The organism is Methanobrevibacter sp. (assembly GCF_017409525.1).
GTDB lineage: Archaea > Methanobacteriota > Methanobacteria > Methanobacteriales > Methanobacteriaceae > Methanocatella.
Genome location: NZ_JAFQSO010000013.1, coordinates 33820 through 55054, shown reverse-complemented (window position 1 = coordinate 55054; position 21235 = coordinate 33820). Strand labels below are relative to the sequence as shown.

Below are 21235 nucleotides of genomic sequence, written 5' to 3'. Positions count from 1 at the left end.
GAGTTTAGGATATTATGGATAAAGGATTAATTCTCATTATTGTTGGTGGGGCAATTTCTCTAACCTTAGTTGGAGCAATTATTGGAGTTCCATTAATATTTATAGGAGTTTATTTAACAAATAAAACCTTAAACAATATGGAACAAGGTATAGACATTAACATTGCTCAAAAACAATATGCATTAAACAATATTGAAAAAACATTAGCAGAAAAAGAAAAAGAAGCAAAAGAAAAATTAGACAATGAACTTAAACAAAAAGAGGAAAATCTTAACAAAGAATTAAAAGAAAAACAAGATGAACTAGACCACATTAATGAAAAACTAGATCAACTTGAAAAAGAAAAAATTGCCGAAGTAGATGAAAAACTTGCAAAAAGAGATACTGATTTAGATAAACTTATTTCAGAAAAAGAAACTCAATTAAATAATCTTGACAGTGAATATGAATCCAAATTAAAAGCAAAACAAGATTATCTAAATAAAGAAATTGAAAAAACTGAAAAGGAATTATTGAAAACTAAAAAAGAATTAAAAGAAGTTAAGAATGATTTAGTAAGAGCTGAAGATGATCTTGAAATGCAGGAGTATGGATTATATGAACCACGTTATAATTTCATCCATGCAGTTGACTATAAAGAAAGATTAGATGCAGTACGAAAACAACAAAAACAAATGATAAAAGACAAAACAGCTGCAATTGCTTCAAAAACATGGACAATCAATGGAAGTGAAGCAAAAGGAAGAGCATTAACAAATGCTAATATTAAACAAATACTTCGTAGTTTCAATAATGAAACAACAGTCCTTATAAGCAAAGTAAAACATTCAAATATTGACAGCATTGAGAATCGCATAAATAAAACCTTCACTAGTTTAAATAAATTATATGAAAGGGAAAATGTTGAATTAACTAAAGGATATTTGAATTTAAAAATTGATGAATTACATATTGCTTATGAATATGAAGTCAAAAAAGAAGAGGAAAAAGAAGAATTGCGTGAAGCTAGAGAACGTGAAAGAGAAGAGAAAAAACTTCAAAAAGAATTAGAAAGAGAAAAGAAGAAATTTGAAAGAGAGAATGAAACTATTAACTCTGAAATAGAAGAAGTTAAAGCACAGTTGGCTCAAGCAGCTGCAGATGAAAAAGCGAAACTTGAAGCTGAAATTGCTAAACTTCAAGCAGCATTGGATAAAAATAATGAGGAAGTTAAAAAGATTAATGAATGGAAAGAAAAACCTGGAGCAGGTTACGTGTATATTATCAGTAATATTGGTAGCTTTGGGGAGGATGTTTTCAAGATTGGTGTAACCCGTCGTGACAATCCTGAAGACAGAATCAGAGAATTATCTTCAGCTTCTGTTCCTTTCCGTTTTGATACTCATGTGTTCATCTTTAGTAAGAATGCTTATGATTTGGAATCTGAGTTGCATGAGAGGTTTGATGATAAGCGAGTTAATAAGGTTAATATGAGGAAGGAGTTTTTCCGTATTAGTATTGATGATGTTAAACAGATTGTGGAGGAGAATAAAGGTCAGGTTCATAGTTTTGTTGAGCATCCTGATGCGGAGGAGTATTATGATACTTTGAAAAAGGAAAAATTGATGGGTGTATAATTTTTCCTATTTTTTATTTTTTAATTATTTTTTCATTATTTTTTGTGCTTGTTTTTTTTTTGTACATTTTGCTATTTTTCAGGGGATTTTTTAAATCTTTACCCCATGTGTTTTTCCAATTTTCACTATACAGTTAACTATTTTTTTATTAATAATATTGAACAATTGTCTAATAAATTAAATAAAAAAGTTTATATATTCAATTCATTATACTATAATTAACCATCAAGAAAAACATTCTCACTAAAAGTAGATCACCATGTCACTGATGATGGAATTTACAATATAATTTCATAAAATATATTGTAAAACAAGATTATAAATATTTGAAAAAATAGATATTATAATTGTAACATTCGCAATATAGGGATGTGGTCGACGGTGTTGGCGCACCTCTCACATCCCATACTGCCGGTTACTAAAAATAGTCCACGGGAGACGTGAAAGTATCTTTGTAACCATTTATTATATATGGTTAAAATGCTATTTAAATTTTTGTATGTCTTTTGATAAGATTATACAAAATTTTAAATTAGTCGCAGATGGAATGCGAAGTTTTAAAACATTAGCGGAAGCTATCGCCAATTTTTAAAACTATAATTTTATTAAAAAAATAATAAAATATTATAACAATTATTCCTTATTTTCACGTACAAAATCTTCAAGAAGATCATTAACTATTTTCTTGACAGTTGTGTCTCGCCTCTTGGCAATGATGTTTATTTCAGTTCTTAAATCTTTTGGAACTTCAACAACTAATTTAACTTCATTAGACATAATGTGTTTCCTCCGTTCTTTTTTAGTAACTTTCTATGTGTTATATTTGTTGATAATCTTATTTAAAGTTATTTATAATTATTTATTTACAGTAAACAGTAAAGAAAGTAATATAGTAAACTTTATATACTGCAAAGTACAATGTTTAATCAAGAAGAACATTTTCTCATGTTTTGGCGGACATGAAAAAAACATTTCTTCTACAAAGATAAAGGGAGACGTGAAAGCGTTGTTAGAAATAAGAAATAAGAAACTCTGCATAGATGGCCACGCCATCGGAGACGAAGAATACTTACTCAGAGTATTTGAAAAAGCAGTAAAATACGATGAGTTAAAAGCTACTTTTAAAGAAGAAGGTGATGTCTAATGGCAGCACCAAGCAAACTATTTTTAAAATTCAAAGAAGACAGCAAATTCCATGTTGTTGATGAACACGACCAAACAATTGGTGCAGCTTATGAAATACCAGATGCAATCAAAGCTGCAAGAAAAATAAGCAATGCACCAATCGACATCGAAGATTCATATGCTGGTTTCACTAGACTCTGTGTACCTGAAAAACCTGACAATGCCGAGGAAGACACTGAAGTATTCATGGCAATGCTCGCTGAACTTGCTGGCATGAAAGTCACCAAACTCTTTGATGACAATATACATTTTCTAGGTTACACCATGGAACCTACCGATGAAGAGTTACGTGAATTCCTTGTAGCAGAAACCGCTACTGAACAACATGAATCCGAACTGGTATCTGCAATGGGATCATACATGGAGGATGAATAAGTATGTCCTCCCAAAAACTTTTTTTATCTGGAAACTGTGGAGATTGGACAGTAACAGATGAAGATAACTTTTGCATTGGTGAAGGTGAAACTCCTGATGAAGCAATTGCTTCTGCAAGGAAACATACTGATGCTCCAATTGAAACATACTGGGGAATAGTCAAAGGAGAGGATTTCTAATGTCATCTTCAACTAATTTTTTAGATGTAGTCACAGACTCAGAACTCCAAAACAAAAGAGCAACTCTAAGAGTACTCGAAAGAAGATACGACGATTACATGTCAATCTTCCAAAAACGATTAGAGTTACCATTACCTGGACAAAAGTTCTGGGTTATGAGTCAAGTAGACTTAGATGATCCAAGATTAAAAGACATCAAAGAAGATTTCATCAACCTCGTTGATAAACTTCACAGTCTACAATGGGAAATCCACAAAGACGAAGCCATCATAAATGGTAGTCTTGATGAATACTATGCAACCCGCAAAGCATACAGTTTCCTTGATTCCCAAGACGACGGAGGAATAGCATTCCTCCAAGAACATAACCTAACCACACATGGGTTAATCTATGAAATCCTAGAAAATCCAATGTTCATTGAAGAACATGAACACGTACAATGGTTGCCTGTTGTAAGAATAGAAGACGCAGTCTTTGTAAAAACAGTAAGGGGAATCGAACCTGTAAGGAAAGCAAATCTTAAATGTGAACGGGTTCAAGTGGGAGATTATGCAATCTGCAAATCAATCCATAACAACTTATTCATGTTCTCATACTGTAAAGAAGAGGTGGAAGTATGAGAGAACCTGCAAGATTAGGCAAAGTCGAAACCAAAAATACATCCATCAACGTTGATTGGATATTCTTACATCCATCAGCAGTCATCCTCGGAATAGGATTTACTTTATTTTTAATAGGAATATTAGTCTTTGCCCTAACTGGTCACGCTGCTGTTGATAGTGGTGGAATGAGGAACTTCATTGCAAGTGGGGTTTAAAATTGAAAGTTTTAGACATTGAAGATGTAAGCAGGGATGCTATTGCAGACACTTACTCCACATGCAAATATATTGAAAGACAAGGAATTTCAATAGGCAACGTTACTCTTGGCAATGCCCATGAAGTAATTGAAGAAGTTACAGATAATTGCTGGTTACCAATCACACAAGTAACCAACAATAATGTTATTGAAGGATACATTATAGGAGCATAATTTTATGGTAAATGAAAGTTTCAAAAAGTCATGCGAAGACATGACCAAATTAATAGAATCATGCTGGGATGAAAACAATCCCGACGATGGAAAAACCTTCGATGAAAGATTAGCAGAAAAAACTGCAAACCTCGAAGGCCAAGACAAATTAGTAATGGATCAAGTAATAGGATGGTGAATATATGATTTTTATTTCAAGCTCATGGTCAGAGAATATGTTCATGCCTGACCATCTACTCGTCGATATACATCAAATCGACGAAGAACAATTTAAAAAATACGCTGAAGTTGCACATTCATGTATTGATAAACCAAACCTATCTAAAATCATAGGTGTGGATTACAATCCAGAACATGTGCAATTAAGACCAGGAGATTCATTGTTAAAAGTACTAATTAAAGGAGGCAGATTGTCTCCTCTTGATGATGAATTGCCTGAAGATGTATTTTTAGAATATTATTGTTACACAGTATTTGACCCAAATACTCATGTAATCAACGAAAAAATTGAAGAAAACAAAGTTTTAATGGAGGAATAAAAAATGGCTTGGGAAGAAGTAGAACCTGTAGCAGCAGATAAATACTGGAACCCTGAAAAAATCGGGGATAATATTGAAGGAAATGTTTTTGAAATTGTGAAAGATCAATGGAACAATGACCGTATTGTTCTTGACCTTGGAGATGATGCAGAAGGTAATTTAATTACAACCACTTTACCTGCACATGCACAACTCAGAAGCTTTATCCCTAAATTGAAAATTGGAGAATACATTAATGTTGAATTTGTGGACCAAATCCCACCAACTGAAAAACAGTTAGAAGCACAACCTGACCGTTCTCCAACAAACATCTATGCAGTTAAAAAAGACCCTGCTAGAGCAACAAGTTATGAATAAACCTGTGGTGATAGTTTATGGATAATGAAAGTGGTGAATTAGTAGCTGTGGAAGAATCCACAGCTGCAATTATTCCAGGCCAAACTGAACAGTTTGACCTTGTGGATATCGAAGGTGCAGCTGCTTATATGAATAATTATCAGGAAGCAATCAAAGCATTACTCACTCCAGAAGATTATCAAACCATTGCGAATAAGGATTTCAAGAAAAAATCTGCATGGCGTAAACTCGCAACAGCGTTCCGTATCAGTGATGAAATTGTTAATGAACAATTAGAATACGATGATGTTAATCAAATCATAAGAGCGAGATACAGAGTACGTTGTACACTACCTAATAGACGTAGTGCAGAAGGTGTAGGAGTTTGTAGCATTTTCGATAAGATACGTTATAAAGCTTCTGGGAAAAATCCAGCTGATACTGAAACTCCATCTCATTTTGAATTAAGAGGTAGATTCAGTAATGCAGAACATGATGTCCCATCCACCGCACATAGTCGTGCAAAGAACAGAGCAATTGCTGATTTGATAGGTGCCGGAGAAGTTTCAGCTGAAGAAATGGAAGAACCTAAAAAAGTCCAAAGAACTTCAAGAACCGCCAATGATTCCGCTGCAAATAATGAATCTTCTAATTCAGAAACAACATCATCTTCATCTAATGGTAAAAAAACTCGTAGACGCAGAAGACAAACAAAAGAGGAAGATGTAATTGAAACAGTTGCAGAGGTAGTTCAAAATGAAGATGAAAAAACAACTGACTCATCTTCAAAAGCACCATCTTCCCTTAAAGAATTAGCAGATAAAAATGCTACAATCAAAAAGGCCGTATCTAGAATACGTGAAACAGAAGAAGCTGTCACTAAATCTGGTGTGGTTGATGAAGTATTTAAAATGTTTGATTTAGGAAATATCACTCTTGAAGAATATGATGAAGCAAATTCCCTATTATTAGATTAGGAGATGTTACAAGTTGAGTAAAGACGATAACCTTGAAGAAAAAAAATTATTCTTCAGATATGTGCTCAGTAAATATCATGAGCAATTACAATTGGCTAAAACCGAGAACAAGCCAACAAGAATAAACATAGATTATCCTTTACTCAATGAATATTACAAACGTGAAACTGGGAAAGAATTCTTAACAGATAATTATGAAATGTTCATGAAATATGTTGAAAATCGTATCAACAATGGAAGAACAGAACGTAATTACATTACTTTGAAATTAGTGGAAATACCCCCAAATGTCCTATTGCATGACTTGGACACTACATATAATGGTGAATTAATCATCACAAAAGCTATGATTAAAACCATTACTGATCCGATTCCTGCATTGAAACAAGCAGCATTTATTTGCAGGGGTTGTGGTATGATGCATTATATTGATACTGCTGATTCTACTCAAGTGGTAATGCCAAGTTTATGCCCCTCATGTGGTGGAAGAAATTTCGATATGGTTCCTGAATCATCAACATATCATAATATACGATATGTGAAATTAGAAGAACCTTTGGAGTTTCGTCAAGGAGGGAATACTAGAGAGTTCAAAGGGTATATGCAGGATTACCTTGCCAGTCCACAGCATAATCTTAAGGCTGGTGATGTCTGCGATATTCTTGGAGTCTTTAGTGTCGAACGTGTAAGTCCAAATAAAAATGATTTTGAATTCATTATTAACTTGCACAATATAGCACCGGTTGACGATGCTTTCGAAGACTATCGGATTACTGAATCTGATAAAGAAAAAATCAGAGAATTATCTCAAAGTGAGGGTATCTATCAGAAACTTGTTGATACATTAGCACCGGAAATTTACGGATATCAAAATGTGAAAGAGGGGTTATTGTTGCAATTGTTTGAGGGTAATCGTCCTTTGGATGATAATTTTAAATCTGATAGTATGGATAGGTGGACAATTCATGTTCTCCTGATTGGTGATCCAGGGATTGGTAAAAGTCAAATAATATCTGCATTGAAAAAACGTGTTCCTAAAATCATGAGTATTGGTGGGACATCAACTTCACAAGCAGGGCTTACTGTTTCTGCTGTGAAGGATGAGCTCACAGGTACATGGACACTTGAGGCGGGAGCTGTTGTACTGGCCGATACTGGTCTGTTGTGTGTTGATGAGTACGATAAGTTGAGTCCTCATACTCAGAAGTCATTGAATGAACCGATGGAACAGTTAAGCGTTAGTTCTGCTAAGGCCAATCTTGTTCAGACAATGACTGCACGTACAAGCATATTGGCTGTTGCAAATCCTAAATATTCAAGGTTTAATAAGTTCAAAACCATCAAAGAACAAATTGACATTCCGGAAAGTAACTTGTCTAGGTTCGATTTAGTGTTCGCATTAGAGGATACTATTGATGAAGAAAAGGACCGTATGTTAGCAACAAGTTTATTGAATAAGGAAAGTTTCATGAAGGATGTTGATGTCCTTGATGAAGAGTTATTCAAGAAGTATATCACTTATGCTAAGATGGAGTGTTTCCCAGTTTTAGATCAATCTGCTCAAAAGTTGCTTGTTGATTTTTATGTTAATACTAGACGTGCTGCTGCTAGAGATGATAGTGCTAAACCGATTACTGCTCGTGACTTGAAAGCTATTGAAAGGTTGACTATTGCTCGTGCTAAGACAGAATTGCGTGAGGTGGCTACTGTTGATGATGCAAAGGATGCTCTTCGTATTTATGGTGCAAGTCTTGAGAGTATTGGTTTGACTCCTGAGACTGCTGGTGAGTTGGAGCATGTTTGGAGTAATAATGAAATCAAATTGGTGAAAGAAGCAGAGGATATGATTAAGGTATTGATTGATAGGGATGAAATGTTTTATGAAGATATTCTTGTTGATGTGAGGCGTGAAATGGGTTTGAGGTGTCATGAATTGAAGTGTGATTTGGATGACATTATGAATGAAGCAAGGAAGAATGTAGAAAAAGGGTTCTGAAAATTTATTGCTAAGGAGAATTTCCGGAATCATACGACATACGACTTGTATGTATAAATCATACTACTAGGTCGTATGTAGTATGAGTCGTATTAGGGGGTGACACTTTTTTTGAGGGATATTCCTTCAAAATTGTATTACTCTATTTTAAAAAAAGTATTACTCTCATAATCGAGTAATACTTACAATACAAAAATGTAATAAAACTGCAAAAGGTGGTGAAAAACAATGAAAGAAAAAATTACGATTTCAATCGATGAAGAAATATTGAAACTCGCAAAAGAACACATCCCCAACATAAGCAAATTTGTTGAAGGATGTTTCATTGCATATTTTCAATTCACAACAGAAAACGATGAACAAAGAGGCGAAGAACTAAGAAAAGCATGGGAAGACTTCCATCGTGCAAAACTCAACATTCACTTACTAATGAATGTAGACTACGAAAACAAACACATCGAAAAAGTACACGAAGAAAACAAAACCATGGCATGGCTAAGTATCTGGAAAGACTACAAATTCACACAAAGATACCAACCACACAACATGGAAAACGCATGCAAAGTCCTAAACCTAACCCAAAAAGAACTCGAACTAGTAATGGAAGACTGCATGTTCGAATATGCAAAAGACAAAACAAAAGCATACATCTTCGACAACTGGAAATACATAGAAGAAAACTTCCTGCCTTACATAGACACAGAAGAGGATGAGGAAATTGAAGAACTACTCAAAAAAGTTATGGGATAAATGGAGTCTACTAGGATATGACCCAAGACCAGAACAGGAAAAAATTATCCTTGAAATATTAACTGCAATGGAAAATGGTTACAAAAACATTATCCTGGAAGCAGGTACAGGTACTGGTAAGTCAGCTATTGCAACAACAATAGCAAACTTTGTGGACAACAGTTACATAGTCACCATGACTAATCAATTACTTCATCAATACATTCATGATTTTGAATATATGGTCAAGGAAATAAAAGGTCGTGGAAATTACCATTGTAATTTTAAAGGTTGCTGTGATAATTGTCACATCAAAGAAGAAAACAATACCATGATGAGAAACTATAATCAAGCACTAAAAGACTACAACAACAATCCCAACCAATACGCCAAACCACAAAAACCAACACTCATCAACCTATGCGGTAAAAAAGACGAAAGTAAAGCCCCAGCAGTTTACTCAGTCTGCCCATACATTGCAGCATTAAAAGAAGCACTAAAAGGAGAAAATGTAATCAGCAACTACGATTACCTATACATCGCAGGAAACTATGCACAAATATTACCTGAACGAGATTTACTAATCCTTGACGAAGCACATAATCTTGAAAAGAAGATCATGCAATTAATCACAGTCAACCTTAACAGGAAAACAATATACCGTGATTATGAATTCGACATCTTCGATGGAATCACCGAACACGGATTGAAACTAAAAGATATAAGCGAACCAAAATATTGGATTGGAGTTTGCAATAAACTAATTGAAACTATCAATGCAAGACGGAACAATTATATCAAAAATGAATATGGTGAAATAAGCAACAGCCTTGTTTTAAAACAACTATTGGAAAATGATGATGTAGTTAAAAACTACACCAAAGATATTGAAAAATATGACAATCTCATCAAATCTCTTAAAGAAGAGAAATGGATTATTGAATTACCAACAAAGAAAGCTATCCTTGAAGACCATTCATACATATCCAATCAGAAAGTCAAAGGATTAACTGTTGAATTCAAACCATTAACAATAGCAGATTATGGAGAATCATTATTCCATTTCGGTGAAACAAGACTATTCATGACCGGAACCCTCGGGTCTAAAGATAAGTTCTGCAACTGGTTAGGTATTGATCCAAAAGAAACCTATTACATCTACCAGAAATCACCATTCCCAATTGAAAACCGACCAATCATCCGTGATTATGCTGGAAGTATGAGTGGATTCAATCGTGAATTGAATATTCCTAATTGGAAAAACGAAGATGCCTTAATTAAAATCTATGATATCCTTGAGGACCATAAGGATGAGAAAGGAGTAATCCATGTATCCAGTAATGAACAAGCATGGTATATCAGAAACGAATTAGCCAACTACACACGCAGATGGTTTAAGATTGCATATGGTAAAGGCCGTGAACAAGCAATCCAAGACTTCGAAGATGATGAAAACAATATGGTCCTAATCGGAGCAGGAATCAAAGACGGTGTAGACTTCAAAGGAGATAAATGCAGATTCCAAATAATCTTCAAAATGCCATTCCCAAACCTAAGCGGAGCACAAGTCAATATCCGTAAAAGATACGATAATGTCTGGTACATCTATCAAACCGTGATGCCACTAATGCAAGCATACGGTCGAGGTATACGTGACAAAGATGATTACTGCACCACTTATGTATTAGATTCTGATTTTGACAGATTACTCAATGATTATAGTTATCTGTTTAATGAATATTTCCTGGAAGCAGTTGAAGGATATGTTCCTAAAAAAGAGGTTAGAAGGGTTAGACGTGTACGTAGAGTTCCAAGAGCGGAGGCAAAATAAATGGAAATTGAATATTCTCCAGAGGATTACAAAGTAATCAAAACAGAAGAAATGGACAAAGAACTACACTTCAAACTAGTTAAATTCAATACTGGATACTATGGAGTAATGAGCTATAATCCCACAACAGATGAAGAAGCAGTAATATTATTATCCCCTGAAAAGAATCTTGATGAAAATCATGAATATCTCTTTGGAGGATTAGGCTGCAAAAGTTTCATGGTATTTGCTCATGATGCAAAACAATACATGGAAAATGCACCGATTGAACTAGTTGTCCAATTGGGCCATGATGCACCAGACGAATATCGTGAAGTCATCACAAGGGATCAAGCGAAAACATTACATGAAAAAGTTGAAATTTGTCATGAGATTATGCAGATGAAAATTGAAGATTCATTCCATTACAGATATGGGGATACTATTTTAACCATCTTCATGTGCGTTACTATATTATTATTCATATTTGCAATCGTGAATTCATTACACTTATATGGAGTGATATAAATGCCTGTAACAAATTTTGATAAATTATTAGATGAAAAAGAAGCTAAAATCAAGGAATTAAAAGATGCAATCAATAGTGAAACATCATTGAAATTAGAATTACTTCACAAAAGTAATAAAGTTAAATTAAATCCTGACAAGGTTAAAGAGGAATATGAGTTATCTAAAGCTCCTACTGAGAAACAGATTCAAGCATATATTGATGAAAAGTATCCTGATTTAACCAATGATTATGAATTGGCTAAACAGAACACTAGTCTCATTCGTAAGGATTTGGAGTTAATTGATAATCGTATTAGTTTTGAGAAGTACGTGTTACAATTGGAGATGAAACAATGAGATGTATTTATGAGAAAACATTTCAGCAAACCAGTCAAGGGGATGTTAGGTCAATCATCCCACATATGTTTGAAATAGTTAATGATGGGAAAATTGATGATTATGCTCATGTTTCATTCCCTAGAGCATATTTTAGTGATGTAATCGAAGCATTATGCAGACTTCGATTTAAACTTGAAAAAGACAAAACTGTCAGTTGTGAATTACATACTGTGAGGGATAAAATCCATTTGGAGTTTGTGAAACAATGAAATCTAAAGAAGAATCCGATTCTTGCTTTAATTGCAAGCATAAATGGCAAAATGAATGCACATTATTTGACGAACTTGTTGAAGATACTGGATGCTGCTACATGCATCACAAAAGATAAAAAAAAGGGATTTTCTATGAGTCATTTTATCCAATTAAACAAAATGATTAAATTATTAACTGATGATCTCCAAGATTTTGAAAGACAATTTTGGGAAAAAGAAAACGGTGAACCTGAAATGATTAACATCTGGGTTAACCCTGTACCTGCTTATCATCAGTATAATTTCTATTTGGAAGTAGAAGTTCAAGGAGAGAATACTTGGACTAGTAAATGGCATGATTACTTCTGTAAACTCTTTCAATGTAAATTAAATTCAATTAGGAAAGAAGTTATCAAAACAGCTAACAATTACGGTGATGGATTCAAAGAAAAATGGATTTACACCTACGAACCTAACACTTGGAAAAACTACAATGACCTCAGATACGATGACCTTGCAGTAGTGGAATTCCAAAGACACAACAGTTGGGAAACAGTAAGACTTGACTTAACAATCAACAATGATTTCACAGACAGCATGTGTGTCAGCACAAGTTTCTATGATGCTTTAAAAGAAGCCAGTCCAAACAATACAAGTCTAACTGTTACTGAAGAGGTTTACGAAAGATTACATGACTCTGTCCGCAATGACCGTGAAACCGGATTTGTCCAATTCCTAAGCATTGGAGACCGAGTAAGATTTAAAAAATGGAAAAGGTGATTAGATGAGTTTATATAGCGAATATTTAGACGCAAAAAGTAACTTGCTAAGCAAAGACTTAGCATTTAAAACAGCAGTACAGGAATGGTTCAGTGAACATGAAGGATTAATGTTAATGCAACCAATTGACTTAATCGACACATTAACAATGGATCACTTCACAATCACAACCACAATGGCATTTGAAAAACACTTACGTGACTTTGAAGAAACATTCCAAGTTAAATGTATCAGAATAAACCATCAGGAAGTATTAACTCCAATAACTGGTGAAGAAGTCTCCCGTATTGAATATAATGTGAAACATGTTTGGAAATTCCACTTCAGAGAAAAAAAGTGAGGTTGATTATGAATCCTGATTTTTATGTTAATGTAGCGGACTTAATGCCAGAAAAACTGCCAAGACCAACACGTAAAAAGCTCATGGAAGACGGTGTTGAAATACCAATAATCACAGTAACATGTGAGGGGATTGAATGGTGAGATACATTTACAAAAATAAAAATGGGAAATATGAAATCCGCAAACGAATCGGAGGAGTACTATTATACTGGGGAAGCTTCAACACACTTGAAGAAGCCAAACTATACAGGGCCTACTATATGGGTAAAAAGTGGATGGTAAATCCACATTTCAGAAACAGAGACAATCGATATATCTGTGAACAAGAAGGCTCTTATATTGTCCGCAAAAGAATAAGTGGAGTATTAAATTATTTCGGAACTTTCAAAGATTTACAAAAAGCAAGAGATGAAAGAGACATCTGCATAGCATGTAATTGGGATTTAGAACAAATCGTAGAATTTGGAGATGTAATCGGAGTATAAAATGATAAGTAAAGAAGAAAAGTTAAGCTTAGCAGCATATGTTATCACATCAACATATCGTGAAAAAGCATTAACAGTTTTAAATGAAAATGGAACTATGATTCCAAAATATATTGCTGAAAAATGCCATGTTCGAAGCAATCATATTAGCAAAACCTTAAAGGAATTAAAAACTCATGACCTAATCGTTTGTATTAATGAAGAAGCACACAAAGGCAGAGTATATCAGATTACTCCTTTAGGATGTGAAATAATAAGTTTAATTCCTACAATTAAAGGAAAAACCAGAACAGAATTAAATGATCTCGGGGAGGTGGAAATGAAATGAGTACTGGGGAATATTGGCCGGAACTTGAAAACAATCATCATTACATTATCGTGGATAGTGAACATGACAGGACATTTTATTGTCCTGCAGAAGAAGCAGCTAATACTTTATCTCGTATCTTAAATCAAAAGAATAAAATCATCCGCAATCTAAAATCAGAGAAACTTGAAGTATATGAAATCAAATCTAACTCCAAACATATTGCTTATGTAATTGATGAAGAGTTAGCAAAAGAATTCTGTATGGATCATAAAGATTGCAGCTATAATCTTATCAATATAGCTGAATCATTTCAGGAACTATCAAATCTAATATAAAAGGGAGATTTTATGATTCCACAAGAAATCACAGAAGACTTACGAAATGGTATGGGATTAGAAGAATGCTTAATCAAACATGAAACTAATCTCAAAACTTTATTTGATAAGGAATATCCTGATGAAATAAGATGCGACCCTAAATGTAAATACATTGAAAAAAGAGGAGCAAACTATTACATTAAAAAGAAAATACTCAAGTCAACTTACTATTATGGGATTTACTCTACATTAAAGGATGCGCAATTAGTCCGTGATGAATTAATAGTAACTGGTTGGAAGCAGAATAAAGTTGACAGTATCTGTAAAAAATTAGGTGTTAACCGTATACCAGGTAAAAATGAACACCGATTCTATGAGGTGAAATCATGAACGATTATGACAAACTATACCTTGGGATATTCATATTCTGGGTAATTACAACAATATTATCCTATTCCATTGATTGGACCATTACAAATAATGGTTTCACAGCAATGGCCATGTGGTTAATGTTTTTAATTCTCGGTTTAATCGGCGGTCGAACATTAACATTAAAAGAGGTTAGAAAATGAGTCTTGAAACAATCTGGAAAAAATTATTGAAAGAGGTCATTACAAAAGGCCATGAACACACAAAAGACGATAGTCCAATCCGTGAGATAATTGGAGTGCATGAATTCATACCAAACCAATTCCTGCAAACCCCAATATACATACATCCTGATGAATTCCTGAAAGGAATTAAAAAAGGAGCATATGACATTAAAGATTATCCCATGAGTGGAGAAGCATTACATGACTATGTAGCATCACTTAATGACCCAGCAATGATAACTGGAATAGATACAGAAAATGAATCTAGCTTTATTTACACATATCCTCAAAGATTAATGGATTACGTTACTGTTGATAAAGTTACTGGTGAAATTGGAGAATACAATCAATTACAAACAATGATTGAAAGATTAGAAGAAAATTCCGGAAGTAACAGGGCAGTAGCAACATTATATAATGTGGGGTTAGATTGCATTGAAGAACACATCCCTTGCTTAAATTGGATTCAAGCATTAATCCGAAACAATGAATTAACATTAACAATCATCTTCAGGTCAAATGATTGTTACGGAGCATGGCCCTCTAATATGTTATTCATCAATCATATTGGATTATATTTAGTGGATAAATTAAGGGAAACTTATCGAGGACTAATCTTTAAAGGGATTTACTACAATTGCAGCAGTTTGCATATTTATGAAACTGATATGCCTGCAGCTAAAAAAGTCGTGGGATTATGAAGATAAATGCAGATGATCTTCATTGCTTACCAGATAAACAACATAAAGATTGTGACTGGTATGATGAAAAGGAAATGGAATGCACCAATTGGGGAGAATTCGAAGATGATATAATGCCTGCTTATGTGGAATGTTTTGCTCCAATTGGAAGCATTTTTAAAGAGGTGGAAAAATGAGTGATACTTTTATCATTGATGAATTTGGGAATTGCACTAATAAATTCAAAGCAACAAAGAAGTATGGAAAACATGAAGTTTATTGTTTAGAAGATACAATGAACAGTAAACTGCCATTATTCAGGACAGAAGATTTTGAAAGAGAATTAAATTATTATGTTAATATGTATGTTAATGAAGCACAAAAAAATGATGAATTAACTGCTATTTTAAATGATTTGAATATTGATGAACATTATTATTGGGATAATAAACCTAAAAACGATTCTCAAATGATAACTAATGTTCCAGTACATTTCACTATATATGATAGCATTGAATTTGCTATAATGGAAATGGTGTGCACCTTAAAAAATCTAAATGGGGAATATACCTATTGTAAAGGAAGAATAAGGAAAATTTATGGAGCTATTTTAGATTATATTACTAGTGGAGGAATCAAAGTTAAATCTAATGATTCATTTCATAATTTTAAATGCAAAATAATCTTCTCTGAAGAATGGGAAAGATTGGATGTTCCAAAAACTTGGGAAAAAAATCCATTACATGACAATGCTATTTTTAATAATAAAGTCCATTCTAAAAAAGTAAAACCTAAACGGAAACCAATCTCTGGAGTAGTTCGGCAGAATGTTTTTATGAGAGATAATTATACTTGTCAAATCTGTGGTAAAACAATTGATGATGGTGTTTCATTACATTTAGACCATATTAAACCGGTTAGTAAAGGGGGAACGAATGAAGAATCTAATCTTCAATGTCTTTGTTCTCAATGTAATCTCGAAAAACATAATCGTACTGATTTGAAACACGATGAAAATAAATTAAAAGAACTTAGGGGATGATTTAGCATGAGTGATTATGATATATTATATGGTGTAGTCATAAGACTACCTGACAAAGACGGCATAGGTCTCTCAAAAAATATTGATGAAATAACTCAAAGATTAGGCAAAGCAATCCAAAAAGAATTCAAAGATTGTTATGCAATACCATTTGGATTTGAATTAGTTGAACCTGACGGTCAAGTTAGAATCATCAACAAAGTTGAATATCCCATCGAATTAGAAGAAGAGGGAGTTGATGAAGAATGATCTCTGAAATATTAATGGGAGTAGGTGCAGTAATCTGCATAATTGGAACAATTACTGTAATCTTATTAGGATTACTCGCAGTTCGTGAATTCATTTTAGATAATTACTATGGATGGAAATTAAGTAATCTAAGCAAATCTTATGACTATGAAGCGGAAATGTTAGCAGTTATACATTTAAAGAAATTGAAACAAGATTATCCTGAACTTGAAATCAGTTACAAAGGAGAAGAACTTCAAAACTGGAGGGATTAGCGTATGTTTAAAGAAGACGACAAAGAAGTAACAGAAATAATGAGTCGTGTCTGTTCATATCTTACAAGAGTAATGTTCGATGATTTTGCTCAAAGCATAAAAGAATCATCAGAAGCATTTGAACACTTAAAAGAAAATGGATTTAAAAAAACATTGATTGCAATTCCATTGGAGGACTCTGAATGAAACTAAGTGAAGTAACAGATGACAAATCATTCATAGCATTCCTATACAGCATGTACCTCGGAAGACTAGCAAACGATGGAGAACCAGATGACTATTACGCAGTTGAAATAAGCAATCAATTAATGCATGCCTATGTTCGTGTAACCATCCTAAAAATACCAGATGAAATGGATAAAATAGGAATGGCTGAAATGTTAGGTGTAGACATTGAAAAACTATTATCTGAATTCAGAGTATTAGAAGCCAACGAAGAAACAACCAAATATCAAAACTGGCATTACCAACTCTACAAATCAAAAGAACGATACGAAAAAGACATCAAAAAATATGAAGAAAAAATACAGGAATTCTTCCAAGGCCATGCTGACATGATAGAATTTGATGTGGATCAGGATGTTGTGAAAGTCAGAGGTAGATACGAACATCCAATCCCACCAAAACTGATAATGGAATTCTGCGATAAATTCGGCTATTATATGCCTACCTTAAAAACTGATTGGATAGGCAACTCAGTATTCCAACATGCACATTACAGGTTCAGTAAAAAAGATTTCAGACAAGGAGTGGAAAAATGATTGGAATCTACGGAGTTAAAGACAAAAACCGCTTTGTCCTAGAATTTGAAAATGAAGACATCCTATTCATGCAAACAATCATCAGTTTAATCGGCGAAAGAAACAGACTACAAAAAGAAATCGAAATAGCAAAAGGAGAGACTCACAATGATTAAAAGGATTGAAAGAACTGAAAAATGCAAGTATTGTTACTATAATACAGTCCTATCTTGTTGCGAAGACCCTAACGAATGTGAAGATTACGAATTAAACCATTTAGCAAAAAAATATGATAATAAAAGATTCAAAGCAAAATGGGAAGACGGCAATGACGTCAAAGTATTAGTTGTTGATGAATTAGAAAAATTCCCAGAATGGTATTTTGAAACTGTTGAAGATGCAGAAGAATTAGCAGATTTCATGAATGACTTATGGCAACAAAGCCAAGACATTGAAGACTTATTCTGCAATGCAATCCTCACATTACTGGAGAAATATTTCAAACAAAAACACCAACAAGACAACCTAGTGCTTGGTGACATGTTTGAAGAAAAAATAAATGTCCTGGAAGAATTACTACATGACGTAGGTCAAGAACATTTAATCGTTGATTTTTATGAAAGAATCGCAGAGGAGGCTCAAGAATGAGTGAAAGATATACGAAAGCAGGTGAAACAATCAGAGATAACTATACAGAAAGACATTACTCATTAGATGAAGTGCCTTTTCTGTTAAATCAATTATATCGTGAAGCAATGATTACAAAAAGAGATGTTGAACATTCAATTGAATTAAAAGCAGTAAACAGACACTTAAGAATGGAAAATCGTTTCCTAACAATAAAATTACAACAATTAGTATTCCGAGGAATGTTAGACATAAAAGATATTGAAAAAGAACTTTCAGATTTATGTTTAAATCCTGATGAAGCAAGTCAATATATCCACAAATTCGAAAAAGAGAACTTTGAATTGAAAAAGAAATTACGTGAACTTGGAGAATACAATGGTGATTTATTATGAACTGGCCCACTAAAGAAGAAGTGAAAAAAATTCGTGAAAAATATCCTCCAGGAACTGTGATACAGTTAATCTATATGGATGATCCAACACCTGTACCAAATGGAGAACTGGGGGAAGTCTGGTCTGTGGATGGTATAGGTCAACTTCATATTGATTGGTTTAATTATAACGGTAGTCTTGCAGTAGTTCCAGGTAAAGACAAGTTTAATAAAATAGGTTATAATAAGCGATGTAGGAATTGTCAGAATTTTGGTTATGGTAAAACTTTTGTATGTAGGTTAAATAATAAGCAAGTGGATGCGAGAAATGATTCCTGTGAAGATTTTGAGGTGGAAACATGAGCGAAGTTTGCAATCATGAGTGTGGAGAATGTGAATATTACATGCAACCATTCTGCACATACACACCAAAACAAGAACCACGATACACCAACAGAATAGACAAAAATAACATCAAATTCCAAACATTAAACCCCGTATGGGATAATAAAGAGCAAGATGCATTGAATGTTTTTAAAATGATTAACATCATGAATGAACAACAATGGAAAATTGACAAGTTAGAAAAAATAACAAGAAGCGCATTATTTGATTTAAACAGAATAGACAATTATGAAAATTACTCATTACATGGACATTGGGGAAACTTTGCATTACATTCAATTAAAGAAGACAAACTAATATTAACCCCATTAGGAGTAGTTGAGAGATTAAATAAATTATCTAAACAAAATCAATTACTGAAATTAAAGAATAAGAATGCTATAAAAGTATTAGATGATTTTATGAATGTGTTGAATGAAATACAAGCAGACCCAAATCAATGCGAGGGATATTATCTTAACAAGGCAAGAGACATGCTAGAATTAATGGGCAAAGAGGTGAAAGAATGACTAAGCAATTTACATCCCATATTGATGAAGTAGATGATACTATTATTGATATTTCATATAATGGAAAAGACATTGCCTGGTTTTTATCAGACGATATAACAAAAAAACAAATTGAAAATATTGTCAACCTGCTAAATAACCAACAAGATGAAATTAAAGAATTAAAAGAATCTGACCTTATTTTCTTCCAAGCAGTATGGGATATTTTAATGAAATATCAACATCTGTTTAATCGTGAGATGGCTGATGAAGTTTTAGATGTTTTAGGGATTGAGTTGCCGAGGTGGTTTGAATGATGGAGAAAACTAAATTGATTTTCAAAAGAGATGTAATGGAAGGTTATGTTCATTATATTAATTTTAAAAGAGACTTCAGCGGTGCATTAGAAGTTTTTAAGAAGTATATCTTACCTGTGGGGGTTAAAATTGGGATTGATGCTAATAATGACTGGTTAATATTGTCTTTCAGTTATGATGCTGAAGAGGAAGATTATCTTCAAATATTGGAACATGAATGGGATATGGTAACACAATTCCTGAAGGAAGAGAATATCCAGTTTGCTTATCCTACATGGTATGATGATTGGAGTTTGATTATTCCTATTGATGATTTTGTTGAATGGGTTTTGAAGAAATATGTATTGGAAGGGGCTGTAGAATGATTGTTAATGGTATAAGTTTAATTTTTGGTGGAATCTTTGGTTTCATATTAGGTATAGCATTAGTAAAAGAACATTACGGTAACGAGTGTCATAGATTACAAGAAAATATTATTAGATTAGAATATGATGTTCAAATAGCTAAATACAAGAGAGATAATGGGGGATTAGAAAAAAATGATTGAAGATACTGGCCATCTTAAGAAGAGCATTCACAAACCATTGCTTGATGATATTATGGAGGGTAAATGGATTAATGGGAAAATAGAAGAGTTAAGAAGGTTAGGTTATTCTGATGAGTATATCAATAAGAAGTTAGGACATTTAGTAAATTGGAGGATTTAAAAACAATGTATAAACAAACGAAATGTTTTAATTGCAATAGTAAAAATGTTACAATAGATCAATGGTATGATTCAAAACTCAGAACAAACGTATGGAAAAAGAAATGCCGAGATTGTGGATTTGAAACAACACAATACAAACCATTTTAAATATGGGGATTTAATCATGAAAGCAAGTTATGAAAAAAAGAAGGATCATTACATTCTAAAATTAGATAACCTAAAACTCAGAATACCATTTGTTTATAATAAAGGAAGTATCACAGAGGTTCATATCTCTGATAAAGTAATGGACATGCTTGTTTATAAATATAACAATGAAGGATTACAATTAACTTATAATGGAAAACCCATTACTGATAAAGATATTGAAGAAATATACAGGGATAACATCAAGTTTGAAAATGTAAAATTCACTGCCAAAGGAGGTTGAAAATAATGACTGAAAAAGAGAACCTATACAATCGCAAAGTAGACATAATCTTCTACATGCTTGTTAATATTATGAGAAATCAAAGCAATCCATTATGGAAAGAATACGCAGAAGAATATCGTGCGATAAACAAAAGGTTAGATGAACTGGGTATTAAAGAAGAAGATGTAACTGATTACATTGAAAAAATACCGGATTGGATGGTTTAAAAATGAGGAGT

Annotated in this window: 45 protein-coding genes; 44 read left to right on the top strand and 1 reads right to left on the bottom strand. The window is 33.2% G+C overall.

What is annotated here, in order from left to right; all coding sequences use genetic code 11:
• Positions 1–14 precede the first annotated feature (14 nt).
• Entirely contained in the window at positions 15–1616 is a 1602-nt protein-coding gene (locus IJE64_RS07810) for a DUF4041 domain-containing protein (RefSeq protein WP_292784400.1), read from the top strand.
• A gap of 633 nt (positions 1617–2249) precedes the next feature.
• On the opposite strand, the gene IJE64_RS07805 is transcribed toward IJE64_RS07810, so the two are convergent.
• On the bottom strand, positions 2250–2393 hold the full coding sequence (locus IJE64_RS07805; protein WP_292784397.1) for a hypothetical protein: 144 nt from the start codon (positions 2391–2393) through the stop codon (positions 2250–2252).
• Between the two features lie 220 nt (positions 2394–2613).
• On the opposite strand from IJE64_RS07805, the gene IJE64_RS07800 reads away from it, so the two are divergent.
• From IJE64_RS07800 to IJE64_RS07590, 43 genes are all read left to right on the top strand, one after another.
• Positions 2614–2760, top strand: coding sequence for a hypothetical protein (locus IJE64_RS07800; protein WP_292784394.1), 147 nt, complete (start codon positions 2614–2616; stop codon positions 2758–2760).
• Positions 2760–3176, top strand: coding sequence for a hypothetical protein (locus IJE64_RS07795; protein ID WP_292784391.1), 417 nt, complete (start codon positions 2760–2762; stop codon positions 3174–3176). The genes IJE64_RS07800 and IJE64_RS07795 overlap by 1 nt, the downstream gene beginning before the upstream one ends.
• A gap of 2 nt (positions 3177–3178) precedes the next feature.
• Positions 3179–3355, top strand: coding sequence for a hypothetical protein (locus tag IJE64_RS07790; RefSeq protein ID WP_292784388.1), 177 nt, complete (start codon positions 3179–3181; stop codon positions 3353–3355).
• Entirely contained in the window at positions 3355–3975 is a 621-nt protein-coding gene (locus IJE64_RS07785; protein WP_292784386.1) for a hypothetical protein, read from the top strand. The genes IJE64_RS07790 and IJE64_RS07785 overlap by 1 nt, the downstream gene beginning before the upstream one ends.
• Positions 3972–4172 carry a hypothetical protein gene (locus IJE64_RS07780; protein ID WP_292784383.1) on the top strand — a complete coding sequence of 67 codons (201 nt, stop codon included), beginning with the start codon at positions 3972–3974 and terminating at the stop codon, positions 4170–4172. The genes IJE64_RS07785 and IJE64_RS07780 overlap by 4 nt, the downstream gene beginning before the upstream one ends.
• A gap of 2 nt (positions 4173–4174) precedes the next feature.
• Entirely contained in the window at positions 4175–4387 is a 213-nt protein-coding gene (locus tag IJE64_RS07775) for a hypothetical protein (RefSeq protein WP_292784380.1), read from the top strand.
• Between the two features lie 4 nt (positions 4388–4391).
• Positions 4392–4565 (top strand): hypothetical protein, encoded by a 174-nt coding sequence (locus IJE64_RS07770; RefSeq protein ID WP_292784377.1) that lies wholly within the window; start codon positions 4392–4394, stop codon positions 4563–4565.
• 4 nt (positions 4566–4569) lie between these two features.
• Positions 4570–4926 carry a hypothetical protein gene (locus IJE64_RS07765; RefSeq protein ID WP_292784374.1) on the top strand — a complete coding sequence of 119 codons (357 nt, stop codon included), beginning with the start codon at positions 4570–4572 and terminating at the stop codon, positions 4924–4926.
• Positions 4927–4929: 3 nt separating this feature from the next.
• Entirely contained in the window at positions 4930–5283 is a 354-nt protein-coding gene (locus IJE64_RS07760; RefSeq protein WP_292784371.1) for a hypothetical protein, read from the top strand.
• A gap of 17 nt (positions 5284–5300) precedes the next feature.
• Positions 5301–6239, top strand: coding sequence for a hypothetical protein (locus IJE64_RS07755; protein WP_292784368.1), 939 nt, complete (start codon positions 5301–5303; stop codon positions 6237–6239).
• Between the two features lie 13 nt (positions 6240–6252).
• Positions 6253–8235: a minichromosome maintenance protein MCM gene (locus tag IJE64_RS07750; RefSeq protein WP_292784365.1), complete on the top strand. Its 1983-nt coding sequence runs from the start codon at positions 6253–6255 to the stop codon at positions 8233–8235.
• Positions 8236–8463: 228 nt separating this feature from the next.
• Complete coding sequence (locus IJE64_RS07745) at positions 8464–8985, top strand: type II toxin-antitoxin system CcdA family antitoxin (protein WP_292784363.1); 522 nt, start codon at positions 8464–8466, stop codon at positions 8983–8985.
• The gene (locus tag IJE64_RS07740; RefSeq protein ID WP_292784361.1) at positions 8954–10795 is read left to right on the top strand and encodes a helicase C-terminal domain-containing protein; all 1842 of its coding nucleotides are present in this window, start codon (positions 8954–8956) and stop codon (positions 10793–10795) included. The genes IJE64_RS07745 and IJE64_RS07740 overlap by 32 nt, the downstream gene beginning before the upstream one ends.
• Positions 10796–11302: a hypothetical protein gene (locus IJE64_RS07735; RefSeq protein WP_292784358.1), complete on the top strand. Its 507-nt coding sequence runs from the start codon at positions 10796–10798 to the stop codon at positions 11300–11302. It begins immediately after the preceding gene.
• Positions 11303–11641 carry a hypothetical protein gene (locus IJE64_RS07730; RefSeq protein WP_292784355.1) on the top strand — a complete coding sequence of 113 codons (339 nt, stop codon included), beginning with the start codon at positions 11303–11305 and terminating at the stop codon, positions 11639–11641. It begins immediately after the preceding gene.
• Positions 11638–11892 carry a hypothetical protein gene (locus IJE64_RS07725; protein WP_292784352.1) on the top strand — a complete coding sequence of 85 codons (255 nt, stop codon included), beginning with the start codon at positions 11638–11640 and terminating at the stop codon, positions 11890–11892. The genes IJE64_RS07730 and IJE64_RS07725 overlap by 4 nt, the downstream gene beginning before the upstream one ends.
• Complete coding sequence (locus IJE64_RS07720; RefSeq protein WP_292784349.1) at positions 11889–12011, top strand: hypothetical protein; 123 nt, start codon at positions 11889–11891, stop codon at positions 12009–12011. Before IJE64_RS07725 ends, IJE64_RS07720 begins: the two co-directional genes overlap by 4 nt.
• A gap of 43 nt (positions 12012–12054) precedes the next feature.
• Positions 12055–12654 carry a hypothetical protein gene (locus IJE64_RS07715; RefSeq protein ID WP_292784346.1) on the top strand — a complete coding sequence of 200 codons (600 nt, stop codon included), beginning with the start codon at positions 12055–12057 and terminating at the stop codon, positions 12652–12654.
• A gap of 4 nt (positions 12655–12658) precedes the next feature.
• Entirely contained in the window at positions 12659–12994 is a 336-nt protein-coding gene (locus IJE64_RS07710; protein ID WP_292784343.1) for a hypothetical protein, read from the top strand.
• Positions 12995–13002: 8 nt separating this feature from the next.
• Positions 13003–13137, top strand: coding sequence for a hypothetical protein (locus IJE64_RS07705; protein WP_292784341.1), 135 nt, complete (start codon positions 13003–13005; stop codon positions 13135–13137).
• The gene (locus IJE64_RS07700; RefSeq protein WP_292784338.1) at positions 13131–13481 is read left to right on the top strand and encodes a hypothetical protein; all 351 of its coding nucleotides are present in this window, start codon (positions 13131–13133) and stop codon (positions 13479–13481) included. The genes IJE64_RS07705 and IJE64_RS07700 overlap by 7 nt, the downstream gene beginning before the upstream one ends.
• A gap of 1 nt (position 13482) precedes the next feature.
• On the top strand, positions 13483–13809 hold the full coding sequence (locus IJE64_RS07695; RefSeq protein WP_292784336.1) for a transcriptional regulator: 327 nt from the start codon (positions 13483–13485) through the stop codon (positions 13807–13809).
• A complete protein-coding gene (locus IJE64_RS07690; RefSeq protein ID WP_292784333.1) occupies positions 13806–14126 on the top strand; it encodes a hypothetical protein in 321 nt (106 codons plus the stop codon). The genes IJE64_RS07695 and IJE64_RS07690 overlap by 4 nt, the downstream gene beginning before the upstream one ends.
• Before the next feature lie 12 nt (positions 14127–14138).
• Positions 14139–14498 carry a hypothetical protein gene (locus IJE64_RS07685; RefSeq protein ID WP_292784331.1) on the top strand — a complete coding sequence of 120 codons (360 nt, stop codon included), beginning with the start codon at positions 14139–14141 and terminating at the stop codon, positions 14496–14498.
• Positions 14495–14680, top strand: coding sequence for a hypothetical protein (locus tag IJE64_RS07680; RefSeq protein ID WP_292784329.1), 186 nt, complete (start codon positions 14495–14497; stop codon positions 14678–14680). The genes IJE64_RS07685 and IJE64_RS07680 overlap by 4 nt, the downstream gene beginning before the upstream one ends.
• Positions 14677–15402: a thymidylate synthase gene (locus IJE64_RS07675; protein WP_292784327.1), complete on the top strand. Its 726-nt coding sequence runs from the start codon at positions 14677–14679 to the stop codon at positions 15400–15402. The genes IJE64_RS07680 and IJE64_RS07675 overlap by 4 nt, the downstream gene beginning before the upstream one ends.
• Positions 15399–15578, top strand: coding sequence for a hypothetical protein (locus tag IJE64_RS07670; RefSeq protein ID WP_292784325.1), 180 nt, complete (start codon positions 15399–15401; stop codon positions 15576–15578). Before IJE64_RS07675 ends, IJE64_RS07670 begins: the two co-directional genes overlap by 4 nt.
• The gene (locus IJE64_RS07665; RefSeq protein WP_292784323.1) at positions 15575–16423 is read left to right on the top strand and encodes an HNH endonuclease; all 849 of its coding nucleotides are present in this window, start codon (positions 15575–15577) and stop codon (positions 16421–16423) included. Before IJE64_RS07670 ends, IJE64_RS07665 begins: the two co-directional genes overlap by 4 nt.
• A gap of 6 nt (positions 16424–16429) precedes the next feature.
• The gene (locus IJE64_RS07660) at positions 16430–16672 is read left to right on the top strand and encodes a hypothetical protein (RefSeq protein WP_292784321.1); all 243 of its coding nucleotides are present in this window, start codon (positions 16430–16432) and stop codon (positions 16670–16672) included.
• Positions 16669–16926: a hypothetical protein gene (locus IJE64_RS07655; protein ID WP_292784319.1), complete on the top strand. Its 258-nt coding sequence runs from the start codon at positions 16669–16671 to the stop codon at positions 16924–16926. The genes IJE64_RS07660 and IJE64_RS07655 overlap by 4 nt, the downstream gene beginning before the upstream one ends.
• Positions 16927–16929: 3 nt before the next feature.
• Positions 16930–17112, top strand: coding sequence for a hypothetical protein (locus tag IJE64_RS07650; RefSeq protein ID WP_292784317.1), 183 nt, complete (start codon positions 16930–16932; stop codon positions 17110–17112).
• Positions 17109–17687, top strand: coding sequence for a hypothetical protein (locus IJE64_RS07645; RefSeq protein ID WP_292784315.1), 579 nt, complete (start codon positions 17109–17111; stop codon positions 17685–17687). The genes IJE64_RS07650 and IJE64_RS07645 overlap by 4 nt, the downstream gene beginning before the upstream one ends.
• Positions 17684–17842: a hypothetical protein gene (locus IJE64_RS07640; RefSeq protein WP_292784314.1), complete on the top strand. Its 159-nt coding sequence runs from the start codon at positions 17684–17686 to the stop codon at positions 17840–17842. Before IJE64_RS07645 ends, IJE64_RS07640 begins: the two co-directional genes overlap by 4 nt.
• Positions 17835–18314 carry a hypothetical protein gene (locus IJE64_RS07635; RefSeq protein WP_292784311.1) on the top strand — a complete coding sequence of 160 codons (480 nt, stop codon included), beginning with the start codon at positions 17835–17837 and terminating at the stop codon, positions 18312–18314. Before IJE64_RS07640 ends, IJE64_RS07635 begins: the two co-directional genes overlap by 8 nt.
• Entirely contained in the window at positions 18311–18688 is a 378-nt protein-coding gene (locus IJE64_RS07630; RefSeq protein ID WP_292784308.1) for a hypothetical protein, read from the top strand. The genes IJE64_RS07635 and IJE64_RS07630 overlap by 4 nt, the downstream gene beginning before the upstream one ends.
• The gene (locus IJE64_RS07625) at positions 18685–19029 is read left to right on the top strand and encodes a DUF4314 domain-containing protein (protein WP_292784306.1); all 345 of its coding nucleotides are present in this window, start codon (positions 18685–18687) and stop codon (positions 19027–19029) included. The genes IJE64_RS07630 and IJE64_RS07625 overlap by 4 nt, the downstream gene beginning before the upstream one ends.
• Complete coding sequence (locus IJE64_RS07620; protein WP_292784304.1) at positions 19026–19580, top strand: hypothetical protein; 555 nt, start codon at positions 19026–19028, stop codon at positions 19578–19580. Before IJE64_RS07625 ends, IJE64_RS07620 begins: the two co-directional genes overlap by 4 nt.
• Positions 19577–19876: a hypothetical protein gene (locus tag IJE64_RS07615; RefSeq protein ID WP_292784301.1), complete on the top strand. Its 300-nt coding sequence runs from the start codon at positions 19577–19579 to the stop codon at positions 19874–19876. The genes IJE64_RS07620 and IJE64_RS07615 overlap by 4 nt, the downstream gene beginning before the upstream one ends.
• Positions 19873–20241, top strand: coding sequence for a hypothetical protein (locus IJE64_RS07610; protein WP_292784298.1), 369 nt, complete (start codon positions 19873–19875; stop codon positions 20239–20241). Before IJE64_RS07615 ends, IJE64_RS07610 begins: the two co-directional genes overlap by 4 nt.
• Positions 20238–20423, top strand: a complete 186-nt coding sequence (locus IJE64_RS07605) for a hypothetical protein (RefSeq protein WP_292784296.1) — start codon at positions 20238–20240, stop codon at positions 20421–20423. Before IJE64_RS07610 ends, IJE64_RS07605 begins: the two co-directional genes overlap by 4 nt.
• Positions 20416–20583, top strand: coding sequence for a hypothetical protein (locus tag IJE64_RS07600; RefSeq protein WP_292784294.1), 168 nt, complete (start codon positions 20416–20418; stop codon positions 20581–20583). The genes IJE64_RS07605 and IJE64_RS07600 overlap by 8 nt, the downstream gene beginning before the upstream one ends.
• A 66-nt stretch (positions 20584–20649) precedes the next feature.
• Positions 20650–21015 carry a hypothetical protein gene (locus IJE64_RS07595; protein ID WP_292784292.1) on the top strand — a complete coding sequence of 122 codons (366 nt, stop codon included), beginning with the start codon at positions 20650–20652 and terminating at the stop codon, positions 21013–21015.
• Between the two features lie 5 nt (positions 21016–21020).
• A complete protein-coding gene (locus tag IJE64_RS07590) occupies positions 21021–21224 on the top strand; it encodes a hypothetical protein (RefSeq protein WP_292784289.1) in 204 nt (67 codons plus the stop codon).
• Positions 21225–21235 lie beyond the last annotated feature (11 nt).

Excerpts from the sequence above, each read along its gene's own strand:
- IJE64_RS07780 (WP_292784383.1), top strand. The coding sequence starts at position 3,972 with ATGAGAGAACCTGCAAGATTAGGCAAAGTCGAAACCAAAAATACATCC.
- IJE64_RS07610 (WP_292784298.1), top strand. The coding sequence starts at position 19,873 with ATGATGGAGAAAACTAAATTGATTTTCAAAAGAGATGTAATGGAAGGT.
- IJE64_RS07590 (WP_292784289.1), top strand. The coding sequence starts at position 21,021 with ATGACTGAAAAAGAGAACCTATACAATCGCAAAGTAGACATAATCTTC.
- IJE64_RS07685 (WP_292784331.1), top strand. The coding sequence starts at position 14,139 with ATGATTCCACAAGAAATCACAGAAGACTTACGAAATGGTATGGGATTA.
- IJE64_RS07695 (WP_292784336.1), top strand. The coding sequence starts at position 13,483 with ATGATAAGTAAAGAAGAAAAGTTAAGCTTAGCAGCATATGTTATCACA.
- IJE64_RS07700 (WP_292784338.1), top strand. The coding sequence starts at position 13,131 with ATGGTGAGATACATTTACAAAAATAAAAATGGGAAATATGAAATCCGC.
- IJE64_RS07805 (WP_292784397.1), bottom strand. The coding sequence starts at position 2,393 with ATGTCTAATGAAGTTAAATTAGTTGTTGAAGTTCCAAAAGATTTAAGA.
- IJE64_RS07785 (WP_292784386.1), top strand. The coding sequence starts at position 3,355 with ATGTCATCTTCAACTAATTTTTTAGATGTAGTCACAGACTCAGAACTC.
- IJE64_RS07810 (WP_292784400.1), top strand. The coding sequence starts at position 15 with ATGGATAAAGGATTAATTCTCATTATTGTTGGTGGGGCAATTTCTCTA.
- IJE64_RS07795 (WP_292784391.1), top strand. The coding sequence starts at position 2,760 with ATGGCAGCACCAAGCAAACTATTTTTAAAATTCAAAGAAGACAGCAAA.
- IJE64_RS07645 (WP_292784315.1), top strand. The coding sequence starts at position 17,109 with ATGAAACTAAGTGAAGTAACAGATGACAAATCATTCATAGCATTCCTA.
- IJE64_RS07670 (WP_292784325.1), top strand. The coding sequence starts at position 15,399 with ATGAAGATAAATGCAGATGATCTTCATTGCTTACCAGATAAACAACAT.
- IJE64_RS07655 (WP_292784319.1), top strand. The coding sequence starts at position 16,669 with ATGATCTCTGAAATATTAATGGGAGTAGGTGCAGTAATCTGCATAATT.
- IJE64_RS07770 (WP_292784377.1), top strand. The coding sequence starts at position 4,392 with ATGGTAAATGAAAGTTTCAAAAAGTCATGCGAAGACATGACCAAATTA.
- IJE64_RS07690 (WP_292784333.1), top strand. The coding sequence starts at position 13,806 with ATGAGTACTGGGGAATATTGGCCGGAACTTGAAAACAATCATCATTAC.
- IJE64_RS07720 (WP_292784349.1), top strand. The coding sequence starts at position 11,889 with ATGAAATCTAAAGAAGAATCCGATTCTTGCTTTAATTGCAAGCATAAA.
- IJE64_RS07675 (WP_292784327.1), top strand. The coding sequence starts at position 14,677 with ATGAGTCTTGAAACAATCTGGAAAAAATTATTGAAAGAGGTCATTACA.
- IJE64_RS07790 (WP_292784388.1), top strand. The coding sequence starts at position 3,179 with ATGTCCTCCCAAAAACTTTTTTTATCTGGAAACTGTGGAGATTGGACA.
- IJE64_RS07600 (WP_292784294.1), top strand. The coding sequence starts at position 20,416 with ATGATTGAAGATACTGGCCATCTTAAGAAGAGCATTCACAAACCATTG.
- IJE64_RS07725 (WP_292784352.1), top strand. The coding sequence starts at position 11,638 with ATGAGATGTATTTATGAGAAAACATTTCAGCAAACCAGTCAAGGGGAT.
- IJE64_RS07635 (WP_292784311.1), top strand. The coding sequence starts at position 17,835 with ATGATTAAAAGGATTGAAAGAACTGAAAAATGCAAGTATTGTTACTAT.
- IJE64_RS07710 (WP_292784343.1), top strand. The coding sequence starts at position 12,659 with ATGAGTTTATATAGCGAATATTTAGACGCAAAAAGTAACTTGCTAAGC.
- IJE64_RS07765 (WP_292784374.1), top strand. The coding sequence starts at position 4,570 with ATGATTTTTATTTCAAGCTCATGGTCAGAGAATATGTTCATGCCTGAC.
- IJE64_RS07640 (WP_292784314.1), top strand. The coding sequence starts at position 17,684 with ATGATTGGAATCTACGGAGTTAAAGACAAAAACCGCTTTGTCCTAGAA.
- IJE64_RS07680 (WP_292784329.1), top strand. The coding sequence starts at position 14,495 with ATGAACGATTATGACAAACTATACCTTGGGATATTCATATTCTGGGTA.
- IJE64_RS07730 (WP_292784355.1), top strand. The coding sequence starts at position 11,303 with ATGCCTGTAACAAATTTTGATAAATTATTAGATGAAAAAGAAGCTAAA.
- IJE64_RS07755 (WP_292784368.1), top strand. The coding sequence starts at position 5,301 with ATGGATAATGAAAGTGGTGAATTAGTAGCTGTGGAAGAATCCACAGCT.
- IJE64_RS07705 (WP_292784341.1), top strand. The coding sequence starts at position 13,003 with ATGAATCCTGATTTTTATGTTAATGTAGCGGACTTAATGCCAGAAAAA.
- IJE64_RS07620 (WP_292784304.1), top strand. The coding sequence starts at position 19,026 with ATGAGCGAAGTTTGCAATCATGAGTGTGGAGAATGTGAATATTACATG.
- IJE64_RS07650 (WP_292784317.1), top strand. The coding sequence starts at position 16,930 with ATGTTTAAAGAAGACGACAAAGAAGTAACAGAAATAATGAGTCGTGTC.
- IJE64_RS07715 (WP_292784346.1), top strand. The coding sequence starts at position 12,055 with ATGATTAAATTATTAACTGATGATCTCCAAGATTTTGAAAGACAATTT.
- IJE64_RS07605 (WP_292784296.1), top strand. The coding sequence starts at position 20,238 with ATGATTGTTAATGGTATAAGTTTAATTTTTGGTGGAATCTTTGGTTTC.
- IJE64_RS07745 (WP_292784363.1), top strand. The coding sequence starts at position 8,464 with ATGAAAGAAAAAATTACGATTTCAATCGATGAAGAAATATTGAAACTC.
- IJE64_RS07735 (WP_292784358.1), top strand. The coding sequence starts at position 10,796 with ATGGAAATTGAATATTCTCCAGAGGATTACAAAGTAATCAAAACAGAA.
- IJE64_RS07630 (WP_292784308.1), top strand. The coding sequence starts at position 18,311 with ATGAGTGAAAGATATACGAAAGCAGGTGAAACAATCAGAGATAACTAT.
- IJE64_RS07665 (WP_292784323.1), top strand. The coding sequence starts at position 15,575 with ATGAGTGATACTTTTATCATTGATGAATTTGGGAATTGCACTAATAAA.
- IJE64_RS07625 (WP_292784306.1), top strand. The coding sequence starts at position 18,685 with ATGAACTGGCCCACTAAAGAAGAAGTGAAAAAAATTCGTGAAAAATAT.
- IJE64_RS07660 (WP_292784321.1), top strand. The coding sequence starts at position 16,430 with ATGAGTGATTATGATATATTATATGGTGTAGTCATAAGACTACCTGAC.
- IJE64_RS07760 (WP_292784371.1), top strand. The coding sequence starts at position 4,930 with ATGGCTTGGGAAGAAGTAGAACCTGTAGCAGCAGATAAATACTGGAAC.
- IJE64_RS07615 (WP_292784301.1), top strand. The coding sequence starts at position 19,577 with ATGACTAAGCAATTTACATCCCATATTGATGAAGTAGATGATACTATT.
- IJE64_RS07595 (WP_292784292.1), top strand. The coding sequence starts at position 20,650 with ATGATTCAAAACTCAGAACAAACGTATGGAAAAAGAAATGCCGAGATT.